Raw genomic sequence first — 24,093 nt, forward strand, 5'->3', positions numbered from 1 at the left:
CGTCAGACGTTCTGCGGCGAGACCAGCATTCGCCCCCTCATCTCCATGTGCATGGCATGGCAGAACCAGGTACAGAAGTACCAGTACACGCCGGGCTTGTCGGCAATGAACGTCACCGATGAGGTCTGTTGCGGGCCGATCTCCATGTTGACGCCGTAGTTGACGATGCAGAAGCCGTGGGTCAGATCCTCCACATCGTCGATGTTGGTGATGTAGACCGTGACCTCGTCGCCCTGTTTGACCTCGAACTTCTCAAGGCCGTAGGCCGGCGCGCTGGAGAACGAGTAGACCCGGACCTTATTGCCATCCCGGATCACCTTGGCGTCGCTCTCGAGCGTGACGCCGTCGGCCTTGGCCTGCTTGACCGCATCCGCGAAGAACGGATCGTCGCGCTTGTAGATGCTTGTGACCTTTCCCTCCAGCTTGGATCGATGCACGATGACGGCGTCATGCGGCTCGGCGAAGCTCGGGCCGTCATGCACCAGCTTCATCTGGTCGCCCGAGATGTCGATCAACTGGTCGTTCTCCGGCTTGAGCGGACCGACGTTGAGGAAGCGATCCTTGGAGAACTTGTTCAGCGAGATCAGCCACTTGCCATCGGCCTCCTTGGTCTCGCCCATCGAGGAGTGGTTGTGGCCGGGCTGATAATGGACGTCGATCTTCTGGATGATCGGATTGACCTTCTCGCCCTTGAAGGCGCGCTTGGCGAGATCGATGCTCCACTTGCAGACCTGGCTGTCGAGGAACAGCGTCGTATAACCATTGCCCTTGCCATCGAAGGCGGTGTGCAGCGGACCGAGGCCCAGTTCAGGCTCGGCGACCACCGTGGCACGCGGCTGGATTTTGTCGTCGAATAGCTGATCGAACAGACGCACATCGAACACCGAGACGGTCGGCGATAACTTCCCGTTGGCGACGACGTGAATGCCATCGGGCGCGGTGTTGATACCATGCGGGCTGTTGGGAATCGGAACATAGCGGGTGTACGGCGAGCCATGCCGACCATCGAGCACAGGAACGCCGTTCATTTCCTTGAAGTCGCCCTTCTTGACGCCCTCCTCGATGCGCTTGAGGTTGAAGATGACGATCCAATCCGTCTCGCTCGCGGTCATTTCCGCGAGTGTGACGCCCTTTTCCGAATTGTAGCAGGTCGAGAAGACGTACTTGCCCTGGTAGTCGGCGTCGGTGTTGTCGAGGTTGCCGTCGACGATAACCTGCCAAGCGACCTTCATTGTGTCGCCATCGACGGCTGAGAACATCGACCAGTACTTGGTCTTGTCGTCGAGGATCTTGCCGTCATTGGGCAGCGGCACTTCGTACTCGCCATTGCAGAACACGTAGCCGGTGCGCGGATATTTTTGCGGCCGCATGCCGTGGATCGTGTACTGGTTCGGCAGCTCGATCATCTTGTCGCACTTCATGATGTCGGTGCGGATACGGGCAAGCCGGGTGTTGGCCTTGTCATTGATGAAGATGTAGCGCCCGTCATAGGTGCCATCGGTGAAGGACATGTGCGGATGGTGGCAATCGCCGTTCTGCCACACTCCATTTAGGCGGCCCTTCAGTCGATCGCGGGTCTCCTGCGTGAGGCCCTCGTTCAGGATCTTCAGCGACTCGTTGGTCAGGCCCCAGCCGGTCGCGCTATCGCGATTGAAGACCGGAATGCGCATCAGCTCGCGCATCGACGGCATGCCGACGATCCGCACCTCACCCGTCTGGCCGCTCGAGAAGAACACATAATATTCGTCGAGTTCGCCGGGCGCGACCTCGGTCTTCTGGCCTCCAGGGCGCGCCGCAGGTTGCGCGGCAGCCGAGTTCGGAGCGACCGACTTGCCGAGGCCCAGCCCGCCCGCAAGGCCTGCCGCGCCGATCGCGGCGGTGCCAACGACTTGCCGCCGGCTGATGTTATTGTCGTCGTCTTCCTCGCGCGCCATGATGGTCTCCTGTGTGGCTATGGAGAAGGGGATGGATTGGTACCGGCGCCCGTCACCACGGGCTTTCCGGCATGGGTGAACACCGTCCCTGCTCCCTTGCCGCCCGTGCGCATGGACGGTGAGGACATGGCGGCGAACTTCTCTCGCTTGAGCCGCACCTGGATCATGTGCGGGCAGCGATGATCGTCGTAATAGAGTTCCTGACAGTGCATGCAGTAGATGCACTCGTTGACGTTGATGTGCCCCTCCGGATGGATCGACTGCACCGGGCATTCCTTGGCGCAGCGCTGGCAGGGCGAACCGCATTCCTGCCAGCGGCGAAGCCACTCGAAAGTCCGGATGCGTCCGGGGATCGCGAGCGCGGCCCCCAGCGGGCAGAGATAGCGGCAGAAGAAGCGCTCGATGAACAAGCCGATGACCAGCAGACCGACCGCGTAGGCGACGAACGGCCAGCTTCGCGCAAATTTCAGGATGATCGCGGTCTTGAACGGCTCGACCTCGGCCATTCGCTCCGCGAGATCGACCGAGTAGAGCGACAGTCCGAACAGGCCGAGGAAGATGATATATTTGACCGGCCACAGGCGCTCGTGCAGTCCCCAGGGCACGGTGATCTGCGGCACTTTGAACCATTTTGCGATCGTGTTGGTCAGTTCCTGTAGTGCGCCGAACGGACAGAGCCAGCCGCAGAACGGCCCGCGTCCCCAGAACAGAAGCGCCGCCGCGGTGGCCGACCACAGGATGAAAATCAGCGGCGCGGCGAGGAAAAATTCCCACTTGAAACCTGTCACCAGCGCGTTGCTGAACGTCACGACATTGACGACCGAGAGCTGCGCGTTGGCGTACCAACCGAGCCAGACCAGGACGAAGGCGAGGAAGCCGCGCCGAACCCAGGTGTAGAACACGGGCCGGCGCACCAGCACATTCTGGAAGAAGAAGATCACGGTGAGCGCGCACAGCATCAACGCGGTGATGCCGATCGAGACCGGCTGCGAGCGCCAGATACGCATCCATAGCGGTTCTTCGTTCTCGGCGGTCGATGCGGCCTGTTGCTCAACTGGAGCGCCCCCCTGTGCCTGCGCCGCAGGTGCCGGAGCGGTGGCTAGAACGGTGACCGCCTGCTGCTCGCGGCGGACATATTGGTCAGGCAAGACGTAATCGAGATCGAAGGTGAGAAACGCCTTGTCCCGCGCGCCGACACTGCGCTGGACGAGAAGCTGAAGCTGCCAGGGCTGCGTCGGATCGAGCGTGAACTCCGGCGGAGTGACGAACAGGCCGATCTCCTGGAAGTCGGGAGAGCCGGCTGCGGCGAGCGCTCCGAGCCGCGTATGATTGCGGTCGCGGAAGCGCGTGCTGGAGCCCTCCTGCAACACTTCGATGCGGTCGAAGATGCCGCCGCGGACATAGGCCGAGCCCTTGAAGGAATAGATTCCGTTCGCGGCGATCACGATGGCCTGCTGGCCCGGCTTCAGCCGTTCCTTCAGCCGTTGATACCCGTCGTCGCCGAGCAGACTTCGGCCGATCGTAGGTGCGGAAGCGAGCGCAACGTAGAGATCAATGAAGGTGTCATCCGGCGCACCCGGCTCGGCGTTTTGCGCCGCGACCGCATTGCCCGACTTGGCAAATGCATCGTTGACGTCATTGATGGTCAGATGCAGCCGCCGCACTGAACCGTCACCGATGAGGCTCTGCCAATCGCGCACCTCGCTATGCGAGAGATCGAGCGTCTTGGTCACCGGTGGAAGAGCCGATTTCGCGGCAGAAGCGTCCCCGCCGCCGACCCGACCGGTGCGGATCAGCTTGACGGCCGAGCGGACGATGCTGTCGCTCATGACCAGCACCGTGACCGTCGCGCCACTGACGATGTCCACCTGTGGGGGGCGTTCGGCGCCTTGCGCGACCGGCTTGATGTCCTTGCCGATCAGCGAGTTCAAGGCTCCGACGATGCGGGCCTCGGGAATACCAATCAGGACGATCGGCTCCTTGTGGTCGACCAGCTTCAGTCCGGTAATGATGCCCTTCGGATCGATACCGACGAGAATGTGAATCGGCTTGCCGGAATAGCCGACGGAGTTCGCGAAATCTGAATTGAGGTAGACGAAGCCCTGCAGCTGATCGCCGCGATACACGGGCACGACCGGTGGATCGCCCTGCGGAGGGCCAAATCGATCCGCACCCTTGAAGAAATCACCGGGCTGCACCTTGGACAGGTAGGTGCCGAGCTCGGTCGCAGCCGAAGCGGTCCCGATCGAAAGCCATGCGAAGGCCGCGAGCGCGATGGTCAAAGCAAGACCGACGCGACAACAGCGCGACGGGGCTAGCAGACTCCGAGACATGCAGCACCTCAGCGCGGAATAACGCGTCCGACGTGGACGCGTGTTCCATTCTTCTTGAATGTGGTTTGAGTGGGCGTCGGCGCTGACGGCCCGGAGAGGATCGATGATCCCGCCAACCCAATTTGACTCCTGTTTGCGACGGATGTCTAGTCGCACCAGCGAGGATGAAGTTTGTTGCAGGACAAACTTGCTTACAAAGGTGCCTCATGCTGCTCACACAAACTCTGCTCTTGAAGTCGGAGCCGGCAGGAACTTTGCATTCCCTCGATGAGCTGTTTGCGCTCGCCCATGCGATGGAGCAGGAGGCGGCAGACAGATATGGCGAGCTTGCCGAGCATATGCGCTGTCAAGACAAAGATGAATTGGCCGCGGTGTTCACGCGCCTCGCTGCTGCCGAGCGCGAACATGTCGACAGTGTCGCGCGGTGGTCGCAATCCCGGACGGGACATGCGCCTGATCCGGCAACGATCCGGTGGCAGGCGCCCGAGACGTTCGACTCCGAGACTGCGGCCGAGATGCAATCTTCCCGCCTGATGACTCCCTATCGTGCGCTCGCGATAGCCGTGCGCAACGAGGAGCGGGCGTTTGCCTTCTGGTCCTATGTCGCGGCGTACGCCAAGACACCCGATATCAAGTCTGCAGCCGAGGCGATGGCGCGCGAGGAACTCGGACATGTCGCCACGCTGCGAAGGCAGCGACGTCACGCTTTTCACGCAGAGCGCGACGCAAGGCAGGCGTCCGGAGCGGCAATATCACCTGGTGACGCCGTCGACGCACAGGTGGATGCCGGCGCGATCGAGCATCGGTTGACGCTCCTGCTTGGCCAGATCGACAGCGGCCTGACCGGAGCGGCGGCGGATCGCGTCCGTGAGCTCCAGCGGGAAACCGCCGCTATGGCAGTTGAGGCCGAAGGCGCTGTTCTGGTCACCGTCCCCCTCGCTACGGCCGATGCACCGGCTCTCGCCGAGGCGCTTGCGGACGCTTACCTCGACGGCGCCGAACGCGCCACCGACCCTGAACAGCTTGACCGCTTGCAGCGGCTTGCAGGGAAAGCTGTCGCTCGCCTCGCTTGGCTGCATTCGCTGACGTCAAGCCAGTAGCCGCTGTAGTGGGGTCATGACCAGCGGCTCGCCGCGCGCTCTTTTTCCACCCGTTCGGTGACATCTCGCACCACCGCGACGGAGCCGATTACTTCATCATTGCCGACGGTTTTGACGATCGCGAACGTCATTTCCGTGTAAAGTTTCCGCCCACTCTTGTGCAAGGCGCGGGTCAACGTCGGCCGGCCCTGCAGCTTCATGGCGCCGCTGGTCATGGCGGCCTCGAACCCACGCCAGTGCGCGTCCCTGAGATGCTCCGGAATGATCAGGTCGAGGCTGCGACCCAGAGCCTCTTCGGCCGAACAGCCGAACAAAGCGCTCGCGGCCGGATTCCAGCGGAGAATCGTGCCGGTGCGGTCTGCGTAGATCACGGCATCGGCGGTCTGATCGAGAATCCGCTCCGCAAGTTGAGACCGTTCTTCCATCGATTTACTCTTTGCTTCGGTCACCAAACTCCATCCTACGCGAGTTGGGCGGCAATGTCTCAGCGGTCGAAGAACTTGTCCTTGGCGGAAAGAACGTTGGAACCGGTCTCGTCCCTTGCCGTGAACACCACGTCGGTTTGCCCGGACTGCTCCGTCGTCAGCGTGATCCGCAGGGCTTCCGACTCGTCCGGCGGCACCTCGACCGGAGCAAGGGTCTCGTGACCGATGATGGTCATCCTGGCATCCATGCCGCTGACCGACAGGGTATAGACATGCGCGACCGAGGATTTGTTCAACAGCTTGACCGTGTAGGCGTTGCGCACCGATCCGTCGGACAGCCGGACTGCAACGGGGTCGCGGTCGTGCTGGACCGAAAGCGTGGCGGTCGTCTTGGTCGCGAACGCAACGCCGATCGTGGCGGCGAGTGCAGCGCAGGCCGCAGTCAGGCCGATCGTCTTCTGGCGCACCAGGCGATTGACGGGCGCCTCCCTTCGTCGGCCCCGCTCGATGTTCCTCCAGCTCTCATAATCGATCAGCCCGCGCGGGCGGCCGAGCTTGGACATGACCCCGTCGCAGGCGTCCACGCAGAGCCCGCAATTGATGCAGGCGAAGTTCGGTCCTTGGCGGATGTCTATTCCGATCGGACAGACCGCGACGCAGTGGCCGCAATCGACGCAATCGCCGGCCGGCCTGCCCTGCAGGCGCAGTTCGGTCGCCTTTTTCGCCGACGTGCGCTGCTCGCCGCGATAGTCACGGTAATTGACCGTAAAGGCCTCCGGATCCCAGATCGCGCCCTGCAGCCGCGGCCACGGACACATGAAGGTGCAGACCTGCTCGCGCGCGAATCCGGCCAGGCCATAGGTGGTGCCGGTGAAGACCAGGATCCAGGTGAGCGCGTTGACCGACATCTCGCCGGAAGCTGTATTCCGCACCAGGCTCGGCGCGTCGGTAAAGTAGAAGATCAGCGTGCCACCGGTCGCCATCGCGATCAGCAGCCAGGCCGAATGCTTGGCAACGATCTGCGCCATCCGCTTTGCGGAGAGCGGAGCACCGATGTTCTTCAGGCGCTGACGGCGGTCACCCTCGATCCATCTTTCGACCAGCAGGAAGAGATCAGTCCAGACCGTCTGCGGACAGGCGAAGCCGCACCAGAGCCGCCCCGCCACCGCATTGGTCAGGATCAGGACGGTCGAGGCAAGCACCAAAAGTCCCGTGACCAAATACAGATCCTGCGGCCAAATTTCGAGGAAGAAGGCGTAGAGGCGTCCGTTCGCGAAATCGAGCAACACCGCTTGGTCCGGCGCATTGGGACCGCGGTTCCAACGGATGAATGGGGTGACGTAGTAGATCGCGAGCGTCAGCAGCAGGATGCCCCATTTGATCCGGCGGATCGGGCCTTTGACGGCCTGCGGCACCACTGGCTGGCCGGCTGCAGCCGTGGCCCTCGCGCGCGTCTTCGCGTGATCGATCTCGATCGTGATCGTCATCTTGGCGCCTCAGCTGACCGCCGCGAAGCCGAGCGATGCGCGGATGGCCGGGGCGATCCGGGCCGGCGTCCACGGGGGATCGAAGGTCATCGTCACGTCGACCGAGCCGATACCGGGCAGGCCGGCAACACTGTTCGTCACCCCCTCTTTGAGGAAGCTGGTCGCCGGACATCCCGGCGTGGTCGCGGTCATCGTCACATGAACGGCGTCGCCAGCGATTGAGATGTCGTAGACGAAGCCGAGATCGACCACGTTCTCGCCAAGCTCCGGATCGATCACAACACGCATGGCATCGCGGATGAGACCTTCGCGTTCGTCGGTCATCACGGAGCCCTCACCGTTAGTTCATACGTCGCGCCGTCAGGTGTGAACCCGCCGAGCCAGCGGAAGCCGCGCTTTTCGAGTTGCGGGAACAGGAACACCGGTTCGCGCCGCAGCAGCGCCGACAAGGTCTCGCCGGGTCCGAGTTGGTCGGCCGCCGCAAGAATCCGGACCATCGGTTCCGGCGGCTCGAGGTCGCGGTTGTCCAGCTTAACGGCGGGTTCAGGCCAATCGTCGAAACCGGCGCCGGCCGTTGCACTCGACGCCTGCTCCAGTTCCGTCTCCACCGGCGTGAACAGAACTTCCCACTCGCCGTGCTCGAGCGGGCGATCCGCATAGGCATAGCCTTTGTCCGCCATGACGGCGAACAGCGGAACAGGCTTGAAGGTCGCGTAGAGGCGAAGGCCCTGCCCCGGCGCAAGCCGCTGCAGCGCGGCCATGATGACCGAGAAGGGTTCGCCTCCAGCGCGCAGGATCGGACGGACGTCGACATCGATATAATCGGTCATGGGTTTCCTCTCTCAATTCCTGGCGAATAACAAGTGTGGCGCGATCGCGCCGCCCGGAAGCCGCAGCGGACTTGCGACATCCGCCAGCCGCCGGATCCGGATCACTTCGTGCGCAATGCCGGCTGCTCCAATGGCCATCACCGCGACAGTGATCCGGAACGAAGCGGCGGGCGCGCCCATCAGCAGCGTCAGGGTTCCGGCCCAGACCGCGGCGTAGTAGATGACGAACCATTTCGTCGCCCTGCCCTCCGCGACGAGATCCTGGACGCGCGGCGTGGGAGCGCGTCCCATCACCGGGCCGTAGGTCTCGAGCCAGGTCAGGAAGGCGACGATCTTGTAGAGCTTGGCGAGCACCAGGCCCGACAGCCAACCGAAAACGGCGAGGAAGGCGAAGGCGCCGACGTGCGCGGTGAAGGCGCCAGCCATCGCAAGTGCAATGCCGAGCACCGCGGTCCCAGCCAGGCTGGCGAAGGACAACGTCGCCATCCGCATGTTGAGCTCGAGCTGCCGCCGCTTGCGGGCACGGTAAATGCCGGCGATGTCGCGCCCGTACAAGGCGCCGGAGGCGAGCGCAAGCATGGCGGCGGTCGCAAGCACGATGCGCAATCCAGACCCGAATCCGATCGCGAGGAGCCCGCCGGCGACGGCGACGACGACGGCGACGGCACCGGCGGTCAGCGTGGTCATGCTCTGCCGTTCATCGATGTCCGGCGCCAGCATGAACATGGCCAGCAGCCGGTAGCTCACGCCCATGGCCGTCAAGGTCAGCCAGCCCCCGAGACCGGCGATCGCATGCAGCGGAATGCCGGACGCCAGAAGCACATCGCCCACCGAGCCTGCCCGGCCGGCAAGGGCGAATGCGAAGACCGAGCCGAATGCTGCTGTCGCGCTGAGCGAGGCGAGGCCGACGAGAACGAAGCGGGCCGGCCCCGTCGGACGCAAGCACGCCGTGAGGCCCAGATCGACCACGACCAAAGCGAAGCCCGCCACGAGCAGGACCGCGCCGAGCGGAAGCAGCCACAATGCGGGTGGAAGTCGGCCGCCCAAGGCCAGGAACCCCGCGAGCAGCAAGACGAGGCCGGCGGTCAGCAAGCCCAGGGCCGGCAAGGCCCAGTTGTCCGCGAACAGGGGCTTGGCGACCAGCACGGGCACGAACTGGAACAGCGCGCCGCACATCGCAAGGCTCAGCCAACCGATGCCGACCGCATGCACCAGAACCAGCGTATCCGGGGCTGCGAGATCCACGGCCGGATAGCCGATACCGAGCACCATCAGGAGCAAGGCGACGAACAGCCACGCGAGCGCCATTGCGAAATAGCTCATTGTCCATCGTGATATGCTGGCGCCGACCATGTTGGCCTCGGAGTTCGTGCGCGGCACGAATGTAGAGCGTAGATAAGCGACCGTAAGCCGTGGCGACCGGCATCTCTTTGTCGGAGCACAAATTACCGAGCCGTTGACCACTCCGCCAATCCAGGCGCGTCGCGCACGCCGAACGTTGCGCCAGCGCAAGCTTCCTGCAAGTTCCGCGAGGTAAGAGCCGGCGGGGGCATTGAGGCCTGCGCCCGGTCCGGCTACTCTCCACCGCAATTTGAAACGAGGCTACCGATGGCTGCTGTCGACCGTTCGCTGGTCGCGAACCTCCCGATGTTCGCGGGGCTCTCGCCCGCCGAGCAGGATGAGTTGCTGGGCGAAGCGCGTTCGATCCGCTACGCCAAGGGCACGGCCGTCTTCGACCAGGGGACGGAGGCCTCGCGCTTCTTCCTGCTGCTGCACGGGCATCTTCGGGTCGAGAAGACGACCTCGCAAGGACAGCAATCCGTGGTGCGTTACGTCTCCGCCGGCGAGTTGTTCGGCGTCGCCCAGGCGATGAGTCTCTTGCGCTATCCTGCGACGGCGGTCGCCGCCGTGGACAGCATCGCGCTCGCCTGGCCATCGGCCTCATGGGCAAGGCTGATCGCCAAATATCCGAGCCTTGCCTCGAGCGCGCTGCAGACAGTCGGCAACCGCCTGCAGGACACCCAGGCGCGGGTGATGGAGATCTCGAACGAGCAGGTCGAGCAACGCGTGGCGCACGCCCTGCTCCGTCTCGCCAAGCAGGCCGGACGAAAGGTCGAGAACGGGATCGAGGTCGACTTTCCGATCAGCCGTCAGGACATCGCCGAGATGACCGGGACGACGCTGCACACCGTCAGCCGCATCCTCAGCGCCTGGGAAGGCGAAGGCCTGGTCGAGGGTGGCCGGCAGCGGATCGTGCTGTGCGACATCCAAAGGCTTCGCGGCTTCGCCGAGGGCGAAGAAGCCATGCAGGTCCGCAAGCGCGGGCCCTAGGCTGCGTTCGTCCGAGGCGTATCGTCGCGATTGCGACAAGTGTTGTTCGCTTGACGTGTCAAACAGCGTGGCAGGCATGGGCTCGCGATCTCGCGGCGGCTTGCGCCCGAGCTTTGATCGGCTGTCCCCTCTTCTGCCGAAGAAGAGGACGCAGGGAAGGCCGGGAGCTTGCCGCCCCCATGGCCCCCGTGCAGTAAAGAATGCACGGGGTAGGAACCACAGGTTCGGCCAAGACATCCCGGCCTTCCCTGCGCGATAGTTTGAGCGGCTTATACGTGATCTCCCCGGGGACCGGCTTGATTGTCCCCGTGTCGCGACAACGCGCTACGCGCGTTGCGCTGGGCATCAGCTCCGGGATGCCAGGACCACACGACTTCGCCGTCGCATCGATTTGTTCGTCCGCATGAGAAAGATCACGCTGCAAATCGACGCGCCCATCGCATCTCAGGCCCAACGTTCGTGACGATCGCGAAGCGCCCCTCTTGCGGGCCGAGACGCCGGAGAATGTGAACTTGATTTGCCCGACGACACAAGCCGAGCGGCGTGCGGCAAACTGGCACGACGGGCCGTTCGGGTATGGAGCATATACGCGGATTGCCCGTCGTGCAGACGACCGGTCTTCGTATTCGTCCTCTGCGAGCTATTCACGTCAATGGCAAGGCCGCAAACCTTCGTCTCGAAGGGATGGAGGTCCGCCCTCGTGCTCTCGGTCGAGGTCACTGCGCGCAGGCAGCCACGTATCGAGGTGGCCGCAGGCCGACGGGCCAGACACGCGCGATTGCGCGCGAGCCTAGGCTCGGACAAATGTCCCCCTATTCCGATTCAATCGTCCCCGCTAGCTTTGATGTCACGCCCATGGCCCTGACCGGCAAGGGCGCAGCAATCGCTGGCCCATTCTTCTAACCGTCTCCAGCGTCCCTGCCCTATCGTCATCGACCTGACGGCGCCACCATTGGCGCCATCGTCATCGCTCAGCGCTGCGCCTTTTCGACATAGGTCGCCACCGCCTTCTTGTTGTGCGCGTCGATCAATCGGCTTCCGTCGGCGACGAGATCGGCGAGGGTTTGCCGGTGCAAGGCACCCCGCCACGCCTCCTCGGCCGCGATCATCCGGGTCTTGATGAAGCAGTCCGCCTTGTAGACGCAGGGGTCCTTCGCCTTGCCGGGACCGCGTCGCCGGATCTCCCGACAGACGAAGGCAGGCTCGCGCCCATCGATCGCTTCGACGATGTCGAGCAAGGTGATGCGCTTGGGATCGCGCGCCAGCCGATAGCCGCCGCGCGGGCCCGGCAGGGCATCGATGACCGCGGCGGCGGTGAGCGCCCGCAAGTGCTTGAGAAGATAGGTTTCCGAAACACCGTGCAACTCGGCGAGGCTCTTGCCCGGTAGCACCTTCCCTTCCGGCAATCCGGCCAGCACCAGGGCACAGTGCAGCGCCGCCTCCACGCCGTCGCTCATGCGCCGCATCGCCACCTCCCAAAACGCGCTTGGATCGCGCTCTAATCATGGATATATATTATCTATGATTCATCGCCAACCCCTTCCCGCGCCGGAGGCTTCCATGCATCCCAGAATGAACATCGCAGCATTGACACCCGATCTCTATCAGGCCGTCCGCGCGCTCGACGGCGCCGTGAGCAAGTCCGGGCTCGACAAGCGCGCTTTGCACCTTCTCAAGCTCCGCGCCTCCCAGATCAACGGCTGCGCCTATTGCGTCGATCTTCATGTAAAGGACGCCCTGGCCGACGGGATGGATTCGCAACTGTTGCATCTGGTCGCCGTCTGGCGCGAGTCGCCGTTCTTCGACACGCGCGACCGGGCGGTTCTCGAATGGACCGAGAGCGTGACCCTGGCCGCACAGTCGGGCATTCCCGACGCCGCCTATGAAGCCGTTCGCGCGGTCTTCCCGGAAACCGACATTGCCAAGCTGACGATCGCCATCGGAACCATCAATGTCTGGAACCGCATTGCCGTCAGCTCCCGGACGCAGCATCCGGTTGGCACTGGGGCCCGAGCAGGTTCACATTGATCGGACGGCCTTCCCCCCCTGACATCGATGTCAGAGGGTAGAATTCATGCTCGCGCCGACGTGACGCCATTGACGTCGACCTTCGGCGCAACGCCCGCGCCCGAGCCTTCAGGCGTCAAGTATCGATGTGCCATATGAGTTGTCTACGGCACACAGCCACCCGCCAGTCTCCGACTTGCGGAAGATATAAGTTGCGCGCCGAACGATCGGCTCATTCCCGTCTCCCGTATCGAGGAGAGTCTCCATGATGACGAGGGCGGTATCCGCGCCTTCGATGACCTCCATCCGGCCCTGCCTGACCTTCAATTGGTTCTTGAAATGGGCAGCAATGGCCACGAATGCTTTCCGTATCTGATCCTTGCCTGAAGCATTCAGGCCGGGCTTCACGACCAGCGTCGCATCATCGGCATAGAACTCCATCAAGCTGTCGAAGTCCTTTGCCGTGATAGCCTTGTCGGCGGCCTTGATCAGTTGCTTCAGTGGATGATCTGACATCGTCGTCTCCTTAATTGCCCGGAGACGGAATACAGAAAACCCGCCTCTAGGGCGGGTTGCTTGCAAAGGACAAATGAAGCGCGCACCCACCAATCAGTGATTGGTGGGAATAATCGACAGATAGGGTGCACAACGGCTGTCCATTTTCTCCCACTAACATGACAACGCCGGCAACTCAATCCTCTGCCCGCGTCAGATTCCAAGGCGGATACGGATTCGGGCGCTTCGATTCCGAAATTCGCGAACGAATGCGCCGCGACATGATGCAACTTCGAAACCGGGTGATGCGCTGGTCATTCGACCGGCGCAATACGAGCTTCCCGCGCGATCGCTTCCCGGACGGATGCCCGCGCGCCGATCCGCTGCATGTAGCCTGCGATCGCCGGCCAAGACGCGAGATCGATCGAAAAGCCCTGCATCCAGCCAAGCACCGTGAAGAGATAGGCATCGGCGACCGTGAAGCGCTCCCCCATCAGATAGTCTCGTGACGCGAGGTCCGCCTCGATCAAATCGAAGCGACGGAACAGCCGCTGCCGGAAGATCGCCTGCACCTCCTCGGGCAACACCCGGTTGAACAACGGGCTCGATCCGGCGTGGATTTCGCTGGTGATGAAGTTGAGCCATTCCTGGAGCCGAACCCGCGCCAGCGTGCCGGCAGCCGGCGCAAGTCCCGCCTTTGGCTTCAAATCCGCCAGATATTGGACGATCGCCGGTCCTTCGGTCAGCACCTCGCCGGTATCGAGTTCGAGCGCCGCGACATAGCCCTTCGGATTGATGGCGAGGAAGTCCCCTCCTTCCGAGGTGCGTTTTGTCCGGTTGTTCACGCGCACGAGATCGTAAGGCAAGCCGAGCTCCTGGAGCACGATGTGCGGCGAGAGCGAGCAGGTGTCGGGCGCGAAATAGAGCTTCATCGTGTGGGCCTCGTTGAGCGGATGCATCGGCCCCCTTTTGGCAGCCACTATGGAATAATGAAAATTACTCGGATATTTTTCTGGTATAAGCAGAGCTACTATGAATCTGACCCAGCTCCAGAGCCTGATCGCCGTCGCCGAAGCCGGCAGCTTCACAGCGGCCGCCGACAGGCTGGGCGTCACCCAATCGGGGATGAGCCAGGCGCTTGCCGCGCTGGAAGAAAGTCTCGGCGTCAAACTCCTCGTCCGCCGGCCGCGGGGCGTTGAATTGACCGCCTTCGGAGAGCGCACACTCGAGCACGCGCGCGCCGCGCTCAGCCATCTGGAAGCGATCGAAAAGGAGGCGATGGCCCTGACCGATGAGGACAGCGGCGCCATACGCCTGGCCGGATTTCCCAGCGTCTTCGCGACTGTGCTTCCGCCGCTGCTTCGGCGCTTCCGCGCGCTCCATCCCGGCATCGAATTGGTATCGCTCGAAACCGATGATACCGAAGTGGAAAGCTGGTTGGCGACGGGGGCGGTCGATCTCGGCGTCGTTCTCAATCCGTCTCCAGACAGGAATGCCGTTCCGCTCGGGCGGGACGCATGGATCCCGATTCTGCCGGCGGCCCATCCCTTGGCGCGACGATCGTCGTTGTCGCTCGCCGAGCTGGCCGCCGCGCCGTTCGTCCTCGCCACCGGCGGGTGCCATACCAACGCCCGCTCGCTCGCCGCGGCGGCCGGCCTGTCGCTCAAGGATGTGCGGATCGAGGTGCGCGACTGGGCGAGTGCGATTGCGCTGGTGCGCGAGGGCGCCGGCGTCAGCCTGGTGCCGGAATCGACCCTGCCGGAACGACGGCAAGGCCTGCGGATCGGCAAGCTCGTTCCAGCCCTGCACCGCGATTTCGATCTCGTCGCATCGCCGGCCCGGCCGCTGTCGCGGGCAAGCAGCTTGTTCGTCGAAGTCTGTCGTCGCATGAGTGAGACGGCACGCGCATAGTAGAAGCCGGATTGCCGGGCCCTTGTATGGTCTCCAGCTTCATACCGGATCATAGACCTCCCTCCTCCTTCCGAAGGTCAGGAAGCTGAGTGCGGCCAGCACCCAGACGCCGATGGCGCCGTAGAGCATCACATCGCCGAAGCCCGCAGCCATCGCGGTACGGCTGATCGCATCCGGCAAACCCGGGACTGCATCGTGAAAACCGGCCGCAGTCCCGGCGGCAATCTGTTCGGCAAGGTGCCGGAGCTGTGCTGCCTCGAACGAGCCCGATGCGGCGCCTTTCAGGCTGTAAAGGACACCATCGACCAGCACGAAGCCCATCAGCGCGATGTTGATGGCGAGCGAGATCATCCGCGCGCTCATATCGATCCCTGAGGCCATGCCGGCCCTGTCGCTCGACACCGATCCGGTGGTCGTGTTGGTGACGGGCGTGTTGGTCGCGCCGAGACCGATTCCGGCCGCCAGCGCGCCGATCAGCGTGATCGGCAAGGCCGCCACACCACCACCTGTTCCGATCCGCATGATGAGAAAGCCGAGCCCGATCGCGAACAGCCCTGCGGGGATGACGATGCCCGGGCCGTGACGAAGCGAAAGGCGTTCGGCAAAGGGCGGCACCACCAGCGTCGGCAAGGTGTAGGCGAGCAGCGCAAGGCCGGCCGTCAGGCCATCCAGTCCGAGCCCCGCCTGAAACCAGATCGGCAGATAGATCATGAACGGCCAGAAGCTGAAGTTCATGCCCATCGATCCGAACAGGGCTCCGGAAAAGGGCCGGACCCGGAATACCGAGAAATCGAACATCGGATGCGGCGTGATGCGCTCGGCGACGATGAATGCGATCAGGCTCACGCCGGCGGTGCCGATGATTGCGAGTGCCATCGGGCTGGTGAAACCGAGTTCTCCTCCCTCGGTGATGAAGTAAGCCAGGCAGAAGACGGCGACTGACAGGGTCACGATGCCGGCGAGATCGAGGCGCTGGGCGTCCGGATCCTTCGATTCCCGAACTCCGGCCAGCGCCAGAGCGGCCGTCAGCGCGGCGAGCAGGCCGTGAAGCAGGAACACCCAGGCCCAGCCCATCAGCGCCGCAATCCCGCTTCCGATCACCGGTCCGAAGCCGAGACCCGAGCCGAACACGATGCCCCACCATCCAAAAGCCCAGGCGCGCTCCTTGGCCCCATTGAACTGCTCCGACAGCACCGCGACCTGGCAGATCAGCATTGCGCCGCCGCTCGCCCCCTGCAGCGCCCGGCCGACGATGAGAACCGTCATGTCGGGCGCAACGCCACAGAGCAGCGAGGTCGCGCCGAAGACAACAATGGTCAGGACGAGCAGACGCTTGCGGCCGTATCGATCGGCCAGAGTACCGGCCGCCATCAGCACCGTCGCCACGGCGATGGTGTAGGCGTTCATCGTCCATTGGAGCTGCGGAAAATCGGCGCGGAAGACTTTCTCCAGCGTCGGCAGGATGGCCGGAACGCTCGATATCTCGAGCCCGAACATCATGGACGAGAGGCAAACGGCGGCCAAGGCAAGGTTATCTCGCCGAGACGAGGCATAGGTCATCGATCAGGCCTTTCAGCGCCGCGACTATTCGGCGCGCCATGAACTGCCGATCACGCGCGGCGACAGAGGCCGGAGTGTCGGGGCAGTCCTGCGAGTGAACTGTTGTTGATGGGCCTGATCGTAGGCGAAGCTTGACGATATAAAAATGATATGGCTGGATATTTCAGAGACAACAAAATCGGATGATGGAGATGACCTCCCTCGATGTCGATTCCGTCCAGGCCTTCGTGGCGATTGCCGACCTTCAGAGCTTCACGCGAGCGGCGGAATCCCTGGGCACCACGCAGGGCGCGATCAGCGTCAAATTGCGGCGTCTGGAAGAGCGCATCGGCCAACGGCTGATCGAGCGCACCCCGCGCCACGTCCGCCTATCGGCACAAGGCGCCGCATTCCTCGCTCGGGCTCGCGACTTCCTTGCCGCGCATGAAGCCGCGCTGTCGGCGCTGTCGGCCACGTCTCCGCGCCGTTTCGGGCTCGGCATTGCCGCGCATGTCGCAGGTCCCGAGCTTCCGACGCTGCTGGCGCACCTCAACGCGCATGATCCAGGGCTGCGCATCGAGGTCCGTCTCGAAAATTCGCGCACGCTTCTCGATGCCTTCGACCGCGGAGAGCTGGACGCCTGCATCATCCGGCGCGAAGACGACCGGCGTGACGGCAAGGTGCTCGGGCCGGAGCATTTCGGCTGGTTCGCCACGCCGAATTTCGAGCATCGGCAGGGCGAGCCGCTGCGGCTTGCGGCGCTGTCGCCGTCGTGTGGCGTGCGCGATGTCGCGACCCGCGCCCTGGACGAAGCCGGCATCGCCTGGACCGAAGTGTTTCTCGGCGGCGGCTCCTCGGCGGTCACGGCGGCCGTCTCCGCCGGGCTCGCCATGGCTGTCTTCTCCTGGCGCCTTGCCCCGCCCGGTACCGTCGAAGTCGGCGAGCGCTTGAAGCTGCCGCGCCTTCCTTCGTCCGAGATCGTGCTGCACTCGACGCTTACCGACCCCAAATCGCGCGCCGCACTGCGTACGCTGGCCGCCGCGTTCGACGCAGGCCGCGCATAGCAGAAGCCGGATTGCAGCGCCGGTGCGGTGTGAATTCGGCAGGCGAACACTCAACGCTCGATCGTGCCGGCACGCCGAATCTTTTTCTGGAGCAGCATCACCCCATAGAGCAGCGCTTCCGCCGTCGGCGGACAACCGGGCACGTAGATGTCGATGGGCACAATACGGTCGCAGCCCCGCACCACGGAGTACGAATAATGATAGTAGCCGCCGCCATTGGCGCATGAGCCCATCGAGATCACATAGCGCGGTTCGGGCATCTGGTCGTAGACCTTGCGCAGTGCTGGCGCCATCTTGTTCGTAAGCGTGCCGGCGACGATCATCAGATCGCTTTGCCGGGGCGAAGCGCGCGGGAAACAACCGAACCGCTCAAGATCGTAGCGCGGCATCATGACCTGCATCATCTCGATTGCACAGCAAGCAAGCCCGAAGGTCACCCAATAGATCGAACCAGTTCGTGATCGCTTTGGATGGCCGATTGCGCCGCGGGATTGTCCAAGGGGATGGTTTGCACATAGCGCCGGATGCCGAGCACACCCTGATATTGGCGGATGAGCGCCGCGTGGTTCACGCGCCAGTGGCGATCGAACTCCTCGCGGCTCAGTTCCGGGCGACGCTTCACACAGCCGATCAGTTTCAACATCGGACACCTTCCTCTCTGGTGACCGGCACGCTACACCTTGACAGTACTGTCAGAGTCAAGGAGGAGTCATGAAGATCGGGCAACTCGCATCCAGAGCCGACGTGAGCGAGCGAATGCTGCGCTACTACGAGAGCGAAGGTCTGCTGCGCCCAGGACGGACGGCAGCCGGCTATCGCGACTATTCGGAGAACGATGTTTCGAAGGTCAGGCGGATCGTTGTGCTGAATGGCGCAGGTTTCAAGCTCAAGACAATCGGCCAGCTATTGCCTTGCGCCTTGCCCGAAGAAGGCAGAGAACCTTGCCAAACTCTCAGGGACAAAATCGCCGAGAAAATTGGCGAACTGGACCGCCAGATCGTAGAATTGAGCGAGAGCCGGAAGCTGCTCGCATCGATGATTGCGCCACGTCAACGTTCCGTCACAGATCTCACTTGATGCGTCCGTCGATCATGCGCGAGGGAGCAAGGCTCAACAGACCCAACAGGGCGAGCGCAAGGCCGACCCATAGCGGCGCGGTGAGGCCATAGCCTGCATCGATCCCGACGCCCCCCGCCCATGCGCCGAAGGCGAGGCCGGCGGTGATGGCCGAAGTATGGACTGTGTTCACCAGTGGACCCGGATGCGCGATCCGCATCACACGAGCGACCATCGCAGGATTCATCGGCACCCCGGCAACGCCAACAGCCAGAAACGCCAGGACAGCGACGTAGCTGTTGGTGGCAAAGACGGCGAAGACAAGAAGGGCCAGCGCGAGCGCAATCAATCCACCGAACAGGATCGGGATCGTATACCGGTCAGCGAAACGCCCAACGACAAGATTGCCGAAGACGTTCGCTCCGCCGTAGGCTGCCAGCAGCACCGGCATGGTTGCCGGTGAGAGTCTCGCTTTGTCGATGAAGAGCGGTACGGCGTAGCTGAAAGCGGCGAAGGTCGCGCCGATGATCAGGCCGCTCGTCGTATAGGCCGCCCATAGGCGTGTCTTCCTCAACGCGTCGAGCTCCACGCTGAGACCAACTTCCGCGCGGCTCTTCAAGTCCGGCACGAAGGCGGCGACAAGGACGGTCGACAACATGGCGAGGACCGCGATGCTCCAAAAGCTCGCCCGCCATCCGAGCCCCTGCTCGATCGCCGTAGTCGCGGGCAGACCGAGCACGGGCGCGAGCATGAGCCCGCCCAGCACGATGGATGCAGCGCGGCCTCGCGCCTGAGGGGCGACCAACTCCGCGGCAATCGCCAGTGCCACGCCGAAGCAGGCGGAACTGGCCGCACCGGTCACGATCCGCGCGATTGCCATGACGCCGTAATCCGGTGCGAGCGCCGCGACGACCCCGCCCGCGACATAGAGACCGAGCAGAAGCAGAAGTGCCGGCTTGTTCGGCGCCTTGAGGCGGAGCAGCAACGCTATCACGAGCGGACCGCCGATTGCCATACTGAGCGCATAGAGCGAGACCAGATAGCCGATCTCGGCCACAGAAGCGGCAAAAGCCGCCGACAGGGCCGGCGACATACCTGCAACCATGAACTCCGAGGTAGTGAGCGCGAAGATCGTCAGCCCGAGGAGATAGACGACCAGTGGCATTCCCGCAGGTTCCGGCAAACGATCCCGGCTCGAATCTGGATTACGATCTCTCACCCCGTTCACGGCTCGGCATCCATTTCTATAGTCATAATTATGGAAATGGCTATCGTGCTTGCCCGAGAGGGTCAATTGATTTATATAAATGTCACTACAGAAAGGATTTTGATGGCACCGCGTGGCCGTCCCCGCAGCTTCGATCGCGATCTCGCCCTCGAAAGGGCGATGGAGGTGTTTTGGATCAAGGGCTACGATGGGGCACAACTCACGGACCTGACCGCCGCGATCGGCATAACGCCGCCAAGCTTCTATGCAGCCTTCGGCACCAAGGAGATGGCGTTTCGAGAAGCCGTTGATCTCTACGTCGCAACAGTGGGTTCGGTGCCCATGCGAGCGCTCGAAGACGCAGCCACCGTCCGCAACGGTATTCGATCCATGCTGGCGCGCAGCATCGACGTCGCCCTATCCACCAAGCCAGGAGGATGTCTGCTGATCCTCGGTGTCGTCAATTGCCTTCCGGACAACCGGGCGGCGCGCAAGCATCTGTTCCGCGCTCGCCGCAAGACGGTCAAGTTGATCGCGACCCGCCTCGAACGGGGTCTGCGCGAAGGAGAGCTGCCGGTGGATACGGATGTCGCGCAGCTCGCAGCATTCTATCACGGCATTCTGCAGGCCATCTCCTTCCAGGCGCGGGATGGCGCGACGCGGGCGGAGCTACAAGCCCTGATCGAGCCGGCGCTCGCCGTTTTGAAATGACCTGAACCGGCGCTTTGCCTGCAAGACGAGGCATGATCGTGATCCCGCTACGGCGTCCATACAGAGCCGAATGCGCCCGGCTCGTCGGCCCGAAACTCCAGGATGCGATCGATGAGGCCCCACGCCAGGGCTTCTTCGGCCGTCATGAAGCAGTCGCGATCCATCGCACGCTCGAACTCTTCGTAGGAGCGCTTGCAGTGCTCCGAATAGAGCCGTGTCATGCGGCGCTTCGTCTTTTCGGTTTCTTCGGCATGGATGAGGATGTCCGACGCCTGTCCCTGGAAGCCGCCCGACGGCTGGTGGATCAGGATGCTGGCGTTGGGCAGGGCCGCTCGCTCGCCGGGCTCGCCGGCCATCAGGAGAAATGATCCCATCGAACGGGCCGTCCCCATGCAGAGCGTGTGCACGGGCGCGCGGATGTAACGCATGGTGTCATACATCGCGAAGCCGCTGGTCACGACGCCGCCCGGCGAATTGATATAGAGGTTGATCGGCCTCTTGGGATTTTCGGCTTCCAGGAACAACAACTGGGCGCAGACCAGAGCGGAGACGGTGTCATTCACCTCCCCATTCAGGAAGATGATCCGTTCGCGCAGCAGACGCGAATAGATGTCGAACGACCGCTCCCCTCTGCTGGACTGCTCGACGACCATGGGGACGAGTTGCATCGCTTCGCGCATCGGCGAACTCCGCTTTTTGGAATGTGTCGGGAATCTCGCCGGTTCAGGCGGCGAGCATGAGCATCGGGCTGTTGTTGTTTGCTGCCGCCCTTGTCATCCGCTCGCGCCGGGCGTGATCGAGTTCATGGATGATGCGCAGGCACGTTCCGCCGTTCCCGTTCGGGGCGATCCGAAATGTCACCGTGCTTTCCAGAAACGGCGGCGCGTCGTCGCGCATCCGATAACTGACTTCCTCGCCTGGCGTCACCGAGGTTGCCTCGGGATCGGCGAGTGCCTCTCGGGGCAACCAGTTGTCGCGAAATTCCGCGAGGCTGATCGCGCGCCACACCTTTTCCGTTGGCGCGTCGAGCTGATATTCGAACTCGAAGCCATTCGTCTGCTCGTCAGCCTTTCCGTCGGTCATTGGTCCATATCCTTCAGCAAGACCTTGAGAGCTTCGATGCGTGCGGGCCAGTAGGCGCGATATTTCGCCAGCCATTGCGCGATGAGAGACAGTCCATCGGGATCGACTTCATAGTTCACGAAACGCCCCTGGCGCTGTTCCCTGACGAGCCTGGCATTGCGAAGGACCGAGAGATGCTGAGACATCGCCGGTTGGCTGATCTCCATCCCTTCGCGCAAGGCGCTGGCGTTCATACTTCCGGCAGCCAGCTTCTCGAAGATCGCGCGGCGGGTCGGATCGGCCAGAGCTCGGAAGATGTCATTCTCGATCATGCCAATACATAAGCATATACTTATGTAATTAGCAAGTGATGATCTGCAGGCCCGAAGAGCGTCCGCGATTGCGTGACCCGACAAGAGCCGATCTACGAGACCCTGCCCCGCTCCGCGAGGAAATCGAGCAGCGCCCGGACGCGCGAGGGCAGCGGCCCACCCTGGCCGATATGGATGGCGTGGAAGATTTCGCGGTCGCCGGGGTTGAGATGCTCCAGCACGGGCACGAGCCGGCCGGCCGCGATGTCGTCGCGCACGGTGAAAGCGGCAAGACGGGCCAGCCCGCTGCCGCCGAGGACCAACCGATGCAAGGCTTCACCATCGCTGGCCTGCACGCGCCCCACAACGGGCACGACGATCGTTTCGCCGTTCTTCCGCAACGGCCAGCCGTCGACGCTGCGGACATAGCCGAAGCCAAGACGGTTGTGTGCGTCGAGATCCTCGATCGTCTTCGGCTCGCCGAAACGCCCGAGATAGGTGGGAGTGCCGACGATCATCATCGCGGTGTCGCCGAGCTTGCGGGCGACCAGGCGCGAGCTCTTCAGCGGACCGGCGCGGACCGCCACGTCCGTCCGCTCCGCCAGGAGGTCGACAACCAGATCGGTCTCGACGAGATCGAGCGTGACGTCCGGATAGCGCTCCAGGAATGCCGGCAGGATGGGCGCGAGGATGTAGGCGGCATAGGACGCACTGGTGTTGAGACGGATGCGGCCGACCGGCTGCTCGCCCGCGCCCGCGCTCCGCTCGGCGTCCTCAATATCAGCCAGAATACGGCTCGCCCGCTCATAGAAGGCGCAGCCTTCCGGCGTGAGCTGGAAGGCGCGCGTGGAGCGGTTGACGAGGCGAGCGCCGAGCCGCGTCTCCAACCGGGCGACAAGCTTGCTCACCGCCGATGGCGTCATGCGGCAGGCACGCGCGGCGGCCGAGAAGCCGCCCTGTTCGACCACCCGGACGAACACCTCCATTTCACCGGAGCGATTGACTTCTGAGCGCGCCACTGGTCGTTCAATTCACAAATGATATGCCTTTCGGCATTCTATATCATGACGCGTCCAACATCTATGTCCTGCTTCGACATTCACCATCGCAGGACAGATCATGCCGTTGGCTCTTTATGCCCTCACGGCCGGAGCCTTCGGCATCGGCGTCACCGAATTCGTCATCATGGGACTGCTGTTGGAGGTCAGCGCCGATTTCGGCGTCACGATCGCCGCGGCCGGCCTGCTCATCTCCGGCTATGCGCTCGGTGTCGTCGTCGGCGCCCCGGTGCTGACCGTTGTCACGGCTCGCTGGCCGCGCAAGACCGTGCTGCTCGCCCTGATGGCGATCTTCGTTGTCGGCAACGCGGCTTGCGCCCTCGCGCCGAGCTACGGTGTCCTCATGGCGGCGCGCGTCCTGACCGCATTCGCGCACGGCACGTTCTTCGGCGTCGGATCGGTCGTGGCGACCGGGCTCGTGTCAGAAGATCGCAAGGCCTCCGCCATAGCAGTGATGTTCACCGGCCTGACCATCGCCACCATCCTCGGCGTGCCGCTCGGCACCTGGATCGGCCAGCATCTCGGTTGGCGCGCGACGTTCTGGGCCGTGGCCCTGGTCGGGCTGGTGGCCTTCGCGATCATCGCCCTGCTCGTGCCCAAGGATGAGCGGCCTGCGGATGCGGGCGACTGGCGCGCGGATCTCGCCGCGATCCTGCGCCTGCCCGTGGTCCTCGGGCTTGCGACGACCGTTCTCGGTTACGCCGGCGTCTTCGCGGTCTTCACCTATATCGCGCCGATGCTGACGCGGATCAGCGGATTCTCCGAAAACGCGGTGTCGCCGATCCTCCTGGTGTTCGGCGGTGGGCTCGTCATCGGCAACCTTGCCGGCGGCCGGCTGGCGGACCGCAGCCTCGTTCCGACTGTCTTCGCGACTCTCGCGGCACTCGCTGCCGTGCTGGTGCTGATGGCGCCAGGCCTGCGTTCGCCCGCGGCCGCCGTTGCCCTCACCGGCCTGTTGGGCGCCGCTGCATTCGCAACCGTCGCGCCGTTGCAGATGTGGGTGTTGTCGAAGGCCAAAGGCGCGGGCCAGAGCCTCGCCTCCTCGTTCAACATCGCCGCCTTCAATCTCGGCAATGCCGTGGGCGCCTGGGCGGGTGGTGTCGTCATCGACCAAGGCAATCTTTCTGCCGTGCCGCTGTGGGCGTCGCTGTTTCCGCTCGTCGCAATCGTCATCGCCTGGGTCGCGGTGAGCGGCGAACGCTCCGCCAAGCGCGTGACCTGCTGAAATCGCG

25 protein-coding genes and 1 pseudogene are annotated in these 24,093 nt (G+C 63.5%); 8 read left to right on the forward strand and 18 right to left on the reverse strand.

Translation table 11 applies throughout. The annotated features are described in order from the left end of the window. Positions 1-2 precede the first annotated feature (2 nt). Together nosZ and QXZ85_RS32525 are read right to left on the reverse strand one after the other, a co-directional pair. Positions 3-1,934 (reverse strand): TAT-dependent nitrous-oxide reductase, encoded by a 1,932-nt coding sequence (nosZ, locus tag QXZ85_RS32520; RefSeq protein WP_315705442.1) that lies wholly within the window; start codon positions 1,932-1,934, stop codon positions 3-5. A gap of 17 nt (positions 1,935-1,951) precedes the next feature. After that, entirely contained in the window at positions 1,952-4,267 is a 2,316-nt protein-coding gene (locus tag QXZ85_RS32525; RefSeq protein WP_315705441.1) for a 4Fe-4S binding protein, read from the reverse strand. A gap of 206 nt (positions 4,268-4,473) precedes the next feature. Between QXZ85_RS32525 and QXZ85_RS32530 the strand changes: the two genes are divergently transcribed. After that, the gene (locus QXZ85_RS32530; protein ID WP_315705440.1) at positions 4,474-5,367 is read left to right on the forward strand and encodes a ferritin family protein; all 894 of its coding nucleotides are present in this window, start codon (positions 4,474-4,476) and stop codon (positions 5,365-5,367) included. 14 nt (positions 5,368-5,381) lie between these two features. Here the strand turns inward: QXZ85_RS32530 and QXZ85_RS32535 are convergent, their stop codons facing one another. The 5 genes from QXZ85_RS32535 to QXZ85_RS32555 are packed head-to-tail and all read right to left on the reverse strand — an operon-like array spanning position 5,382 to position 9,462. Further along, the gene (locus QXZ85_RS32535) at positions 5,382-5,816 is read right to left on the reverse strand and encodes a PAS domain S-box protein (RefSeq protein ID WP_315769592.1); all 435 of its coding nucleotides are present in this window, start codon (positions 5,814-5,816) and stop codon (positions 5,382-5,384) included. 35 nt (positions 5,817-5,851) lie between these two features. Further along, positions 5,852-7,279, reverse strand: a complete 1,428-nt coding sequence (gene ccoG / locus QXZ85_RS32540; protein WP_315745247.1) for a cytochrome c oxidase accessory protein CcoG — start codon at positions 7,277-7,279, stop codon at positions 5,852-5,854. Between the two features lie 9 nt (positions 7,280-7,288). Further along, positions 7,289-7,603, reverse strand: coding sequence for a metal-sulfur cluster assembly factor (locus tag QXZ85_RS32545; protein ID WP_315705437.1), 315 nt, complete (start codon positions 7,601-7,603; stop codon positions 7,289-7,291). After that, positions 7,603-8,109: a DUF2249 domain-containing protein gene (locus QXZ85_RS32550; protein WP_315705436.1), complete on the reverse strand. Its 507-nt coding sequence runs from the start codon at positions 8,107-8,109 to the stop codon at positions 7,603-7,605. The genes QXZ85_RS32545 and QXZ85_RS32550 overlap by 1 nt, the downstream gene beginning before the upstream one ends. Before the next feature lie 12 nt (positions 8,110-8,121). Beyond that, the gene (locus QXZ85_RS32555) at positions 8,122-9,462 is read right to left on the reverse strand and encodes a hypothetical protein (RefSeq protein WP_315745249.1); all 1,341 of its coding nucleotides are present in this window, start codon (positions 9,460-9,462) and stop codon (positions 8,122-8,124) included. A 255-nt stretch (positions 9,463-9,717) separates the two neighbouring features. Between QXZ85_RS32555 and QXZ85_RS32560 the strand changes: the two genes are divergently transcribed. After that, complete coding sequence (locus QXZ85_RS32560) at positions 9,718-10,440, forward strand: Crp/Fnr family transcriptional regulator (RefSeq protein WP_315705435.1); 723 nt, start codon at positions 9,718-9,720, stop codon at positions 10,438-10,440. Between the two features lie 971 nt (positions 10,441-11,411). Here the strand turns inward: QXZ85_RS32560 and QXZ85_RS32565 are convergent. Further along, entirely contained in the window at positions 11,412-11,906 is a 495-nt protein-coding gene (locus tag QXZ85_RS32565) for an Rrf2 family transcriptional regulator (RefSeq protein ID WP_315705434.1), read from the reverse strand. 94 nt (positions 11,907-12,000) lie between these two features. On the opposite strand from QXZ85_RS32565, the gene QXZ85_RS32570 reads away from it, so the two are divergent. Further along, positions 12,001-12,468, forward strand: coding sequence for a carboxymuconolactone decarboxylase family protein (locus QXZ85_RS32570; protein ID WP_315705484.1), 468 nt, complete (start codon positions 12,001-12,003; stop codon positions 12,466-12,468). Positions 12,469-12,576: 108 nt separating this feature from the next. Here the strand turns inward: QXZ85_RS32570 and QXZ85_RS32575 are convergent, their stop codons facing one another. Together QXZ85_RS32575 and gstA are read right to left on the reverse strand one after the other, a co-directional pair. Continuing rightward, positions 12,577-12,963 (reverse strand): SgcJ/EcaC family oxidoreductase, encoded by a 387-nt coding sequence (locus QXZ85_RS32575; RefSeq protein WP_315705433.1) that lies wholly within the window; start codon positions 12,961-12,963, stop codon positions 12,577-12,579. A gap of 293 nt (positions 12,964-13,256) precedes the next feature. Beyond that, entirely contained in the window at positions 13,257-13,874 is a 618-nt protein-coding gene (gene gstA, locus QXZ85_RS32580; protein ID WP_315745255.1) for a glutathione transferase GstA, read from the reverse strand. A 100-nt stretch (positions 13,875-13,974) separates the two neighbouring features. Here gstA and QXZ85_RS32585 point away from each other — a divergent pair, with 100 nt between their 5' ends. Continuing rightward, positions 13,975-14,853, forward strand: a complete 879-nt coding sequence (locus tag QXZ85_RS32585; protein WP_315769594.1) for a LysR family transcriptional regulator — start codon at positions 13,975-13,977, stop codon at positions 14,851-14,853. Between the two features lie 39 nt (positions 14,854-14,892). On the opposite strand, the gene QXZ85_RS32590 is transcribed toward QXZ85_RS32585, so the two are convergent. Continuing rightward, the gene (locus QXZ85_RS32590) at positions 14,893-16,413 is read right to left on the reverse strand and encodes an MFS transporter (RefSeq protein ID WP_315769597.1); all 1,521 of its coding nucleotides are present in this window, start codon (positions 16,411-16,413) and stop codon (positions 14,893-14,895) included. Positions 16,414-16,604: 191 nt separating this feature from the next. On the opposite strand from QXZ85_RS32590, the gene QXZ85_RS32595 reads away from it, so the two are divergent. Beyond that, positions 16,605-17,456: a LysR family transcriptional regulator gene (locus QXZ85_RS32595; RefSeq protein ID WP_315769600.1), complete on the forward strand. Its 852-nt coding sequence runs from the start codon at positions 16,605-16,607 to the stop codon at positions 17,454-17,456. A gap of 50 nt (positions 17,457-17,506) precedes the next feature. Here the strand turns inward: QXZ85_RS32595 and QXZ85_RS32600 are convergent, their stop codons facing one another. Beyond that, positions 17,507-18,034, reverse strand: coding sequence for an NADH-quinone oxidoreductase subunit B family protein (locus tag QXZ85_RS32600; protein ID WP_315769638.1), 528 nt, complete (start codon positions 18,032-18,034; stop codon positions 17,507-17,509). Then, a pseudogene (locus QXZ85_RS32605) lies at positions 18,001-18,099 on the reverse strand (ethyl tert-butyl ether degradation protein EthD); the annotation flags it as partial. The gene QXZ85_RS32600 and the pseudogene QXZ85_RS32605, both read right to left, overlap by 34 nt. Before the next feature lie 68 nt (positions 18,100-18,167). On the opposite strand from QXZ85_RS32605, the gene QXZ85_RS32610 reads away from it, so the two are divergent. Further along, positions 18,168-18,533 (forward strand): MerR family transcriptional regulator, encoded by a 366-nt coding sequence (locus tag QXZ85_RS32610; RefSeq protein ID WP_315705428.1) that lies wholly within the window; start codon positions 18,168-18,170, stop codon positions 18,531-18,533. Here the strand turns inward: QXZ85_RS32610 and QXZ85_RS32615 are convergent. Further along, positions 18,526-19,806, reverse strand: a complete 1,281-nt coding sequence (locus tag QXZ85_RS32615) for an MFS transporter (protein WP_315705427.1) — start codon at positions 19,804-19,806, stop codon at positions 18,526-18,528. The genes QXZ85_RS32610 and QXZ85_RS32615 overlap by 8 nt on opposite strands. Between QXZ85_RS32615 and QXZ85_RS32620 the strand changes: the two genes are divergently transcribed. Continuing rightward, on the forward strand, positions 19,777-20,430 hold the full coding sequence (locus QXZ85_RS32620) for a TetR/AcrR family transcriptional regulator (RefSeq protein WP_315769602.1): 654 nt from the start codon (positions 19,777-19,779) through the stop codon (positions 20,428-20,430). The genes QXZ85_RS32615 and QXZ85_RS32620 overlap by 30 nt on opposite strands. Positions 20,431-20,477: 47 nt before the next feature. Here the strand turns inward: QXZ85_RS32620 and QXZ85_RS32625 are convergent, their stop codons facing one another. The 4 genes from QXZ85_RS32625 to QXZ85_RS32640 form a co-directional block, all read right to left on the reverse strand. Next, the gene (locus QXZ85_RS32625) at positions 20,478-21,110 is read right to left on the reverse strand and encodes an ATP-dependent Clp protease proteolytic subunit (RefSeq protein ID WP_315745264.1); all 633 of its coding nucleotides are present in this window, start codon (positions 21,108-21,110) and stop codon (positions 20,478-20,480) included. Positions 21,111-21,153: 43 nt separating this feature from the next. Beyond that, positions 21,154-21,513, reverse strand: coding sequence for a hypothetical protein (locus tag QXZ85_RS32630; RefSeq protein ID WP_315769605.1), 360 nt, complete (start codon positions 21,511-21,513; stop codon positions 21,154-21,156). Further along, positions 21,510-21,824, reverse strand: coding sequence for a metalloregulator ArsR/SmtB family transcription factor (locus tag QXZ85_RS32635; protein ID WP_315747837.1), 315 nt, complete (start codon positions 21,822-21,824; stop codon positions 21,510-21,512). The genes QXZ85_RS32630 and QXZ85_RS32635 overlap by 4 nt, the downstream gene beginning before the upstream one ends. Positions 21,825-21,916: 92 nt before the next feature. Continuing rightward, positions 21,917-22,822, reverse strand: a complete 906-nt coding sequence (locus QXZ85_RS32640) for a LysR family transcriptional regulator (protein ID WP_315705422.1) — start codon at positions 22,820-22,822, stop codon at positions 21,917-21,919. Between the two features lie 100 nt (positions 22,823-22,922). On the opposite strand from QXZ85_RS32640, the gene QXZ85_RS32645 reads away from it, so the two are divergent. Next, positions 22,923-24,086, forward strand: a complete 1,164-nt coding sequence (locus QXZ85_RS32645) for an MFS transporter (protein ID WP_315769607.1) — start codon at positions 22,923-22,925, stop codon at positions 24,084-24,086. Positions 24,087-24,093 lie beyond the last annotated feature (7 nt).

It is taken from the genome of Bradyrhizobium sp. SZCCHNGR1005, assembly GCF_032489995.1.
GTDB lineage: Bacteria > Pseudomonadota > Alphaproteobacteria > Rhizobiales > Xanthobacteraceae > Bradyrhizobium.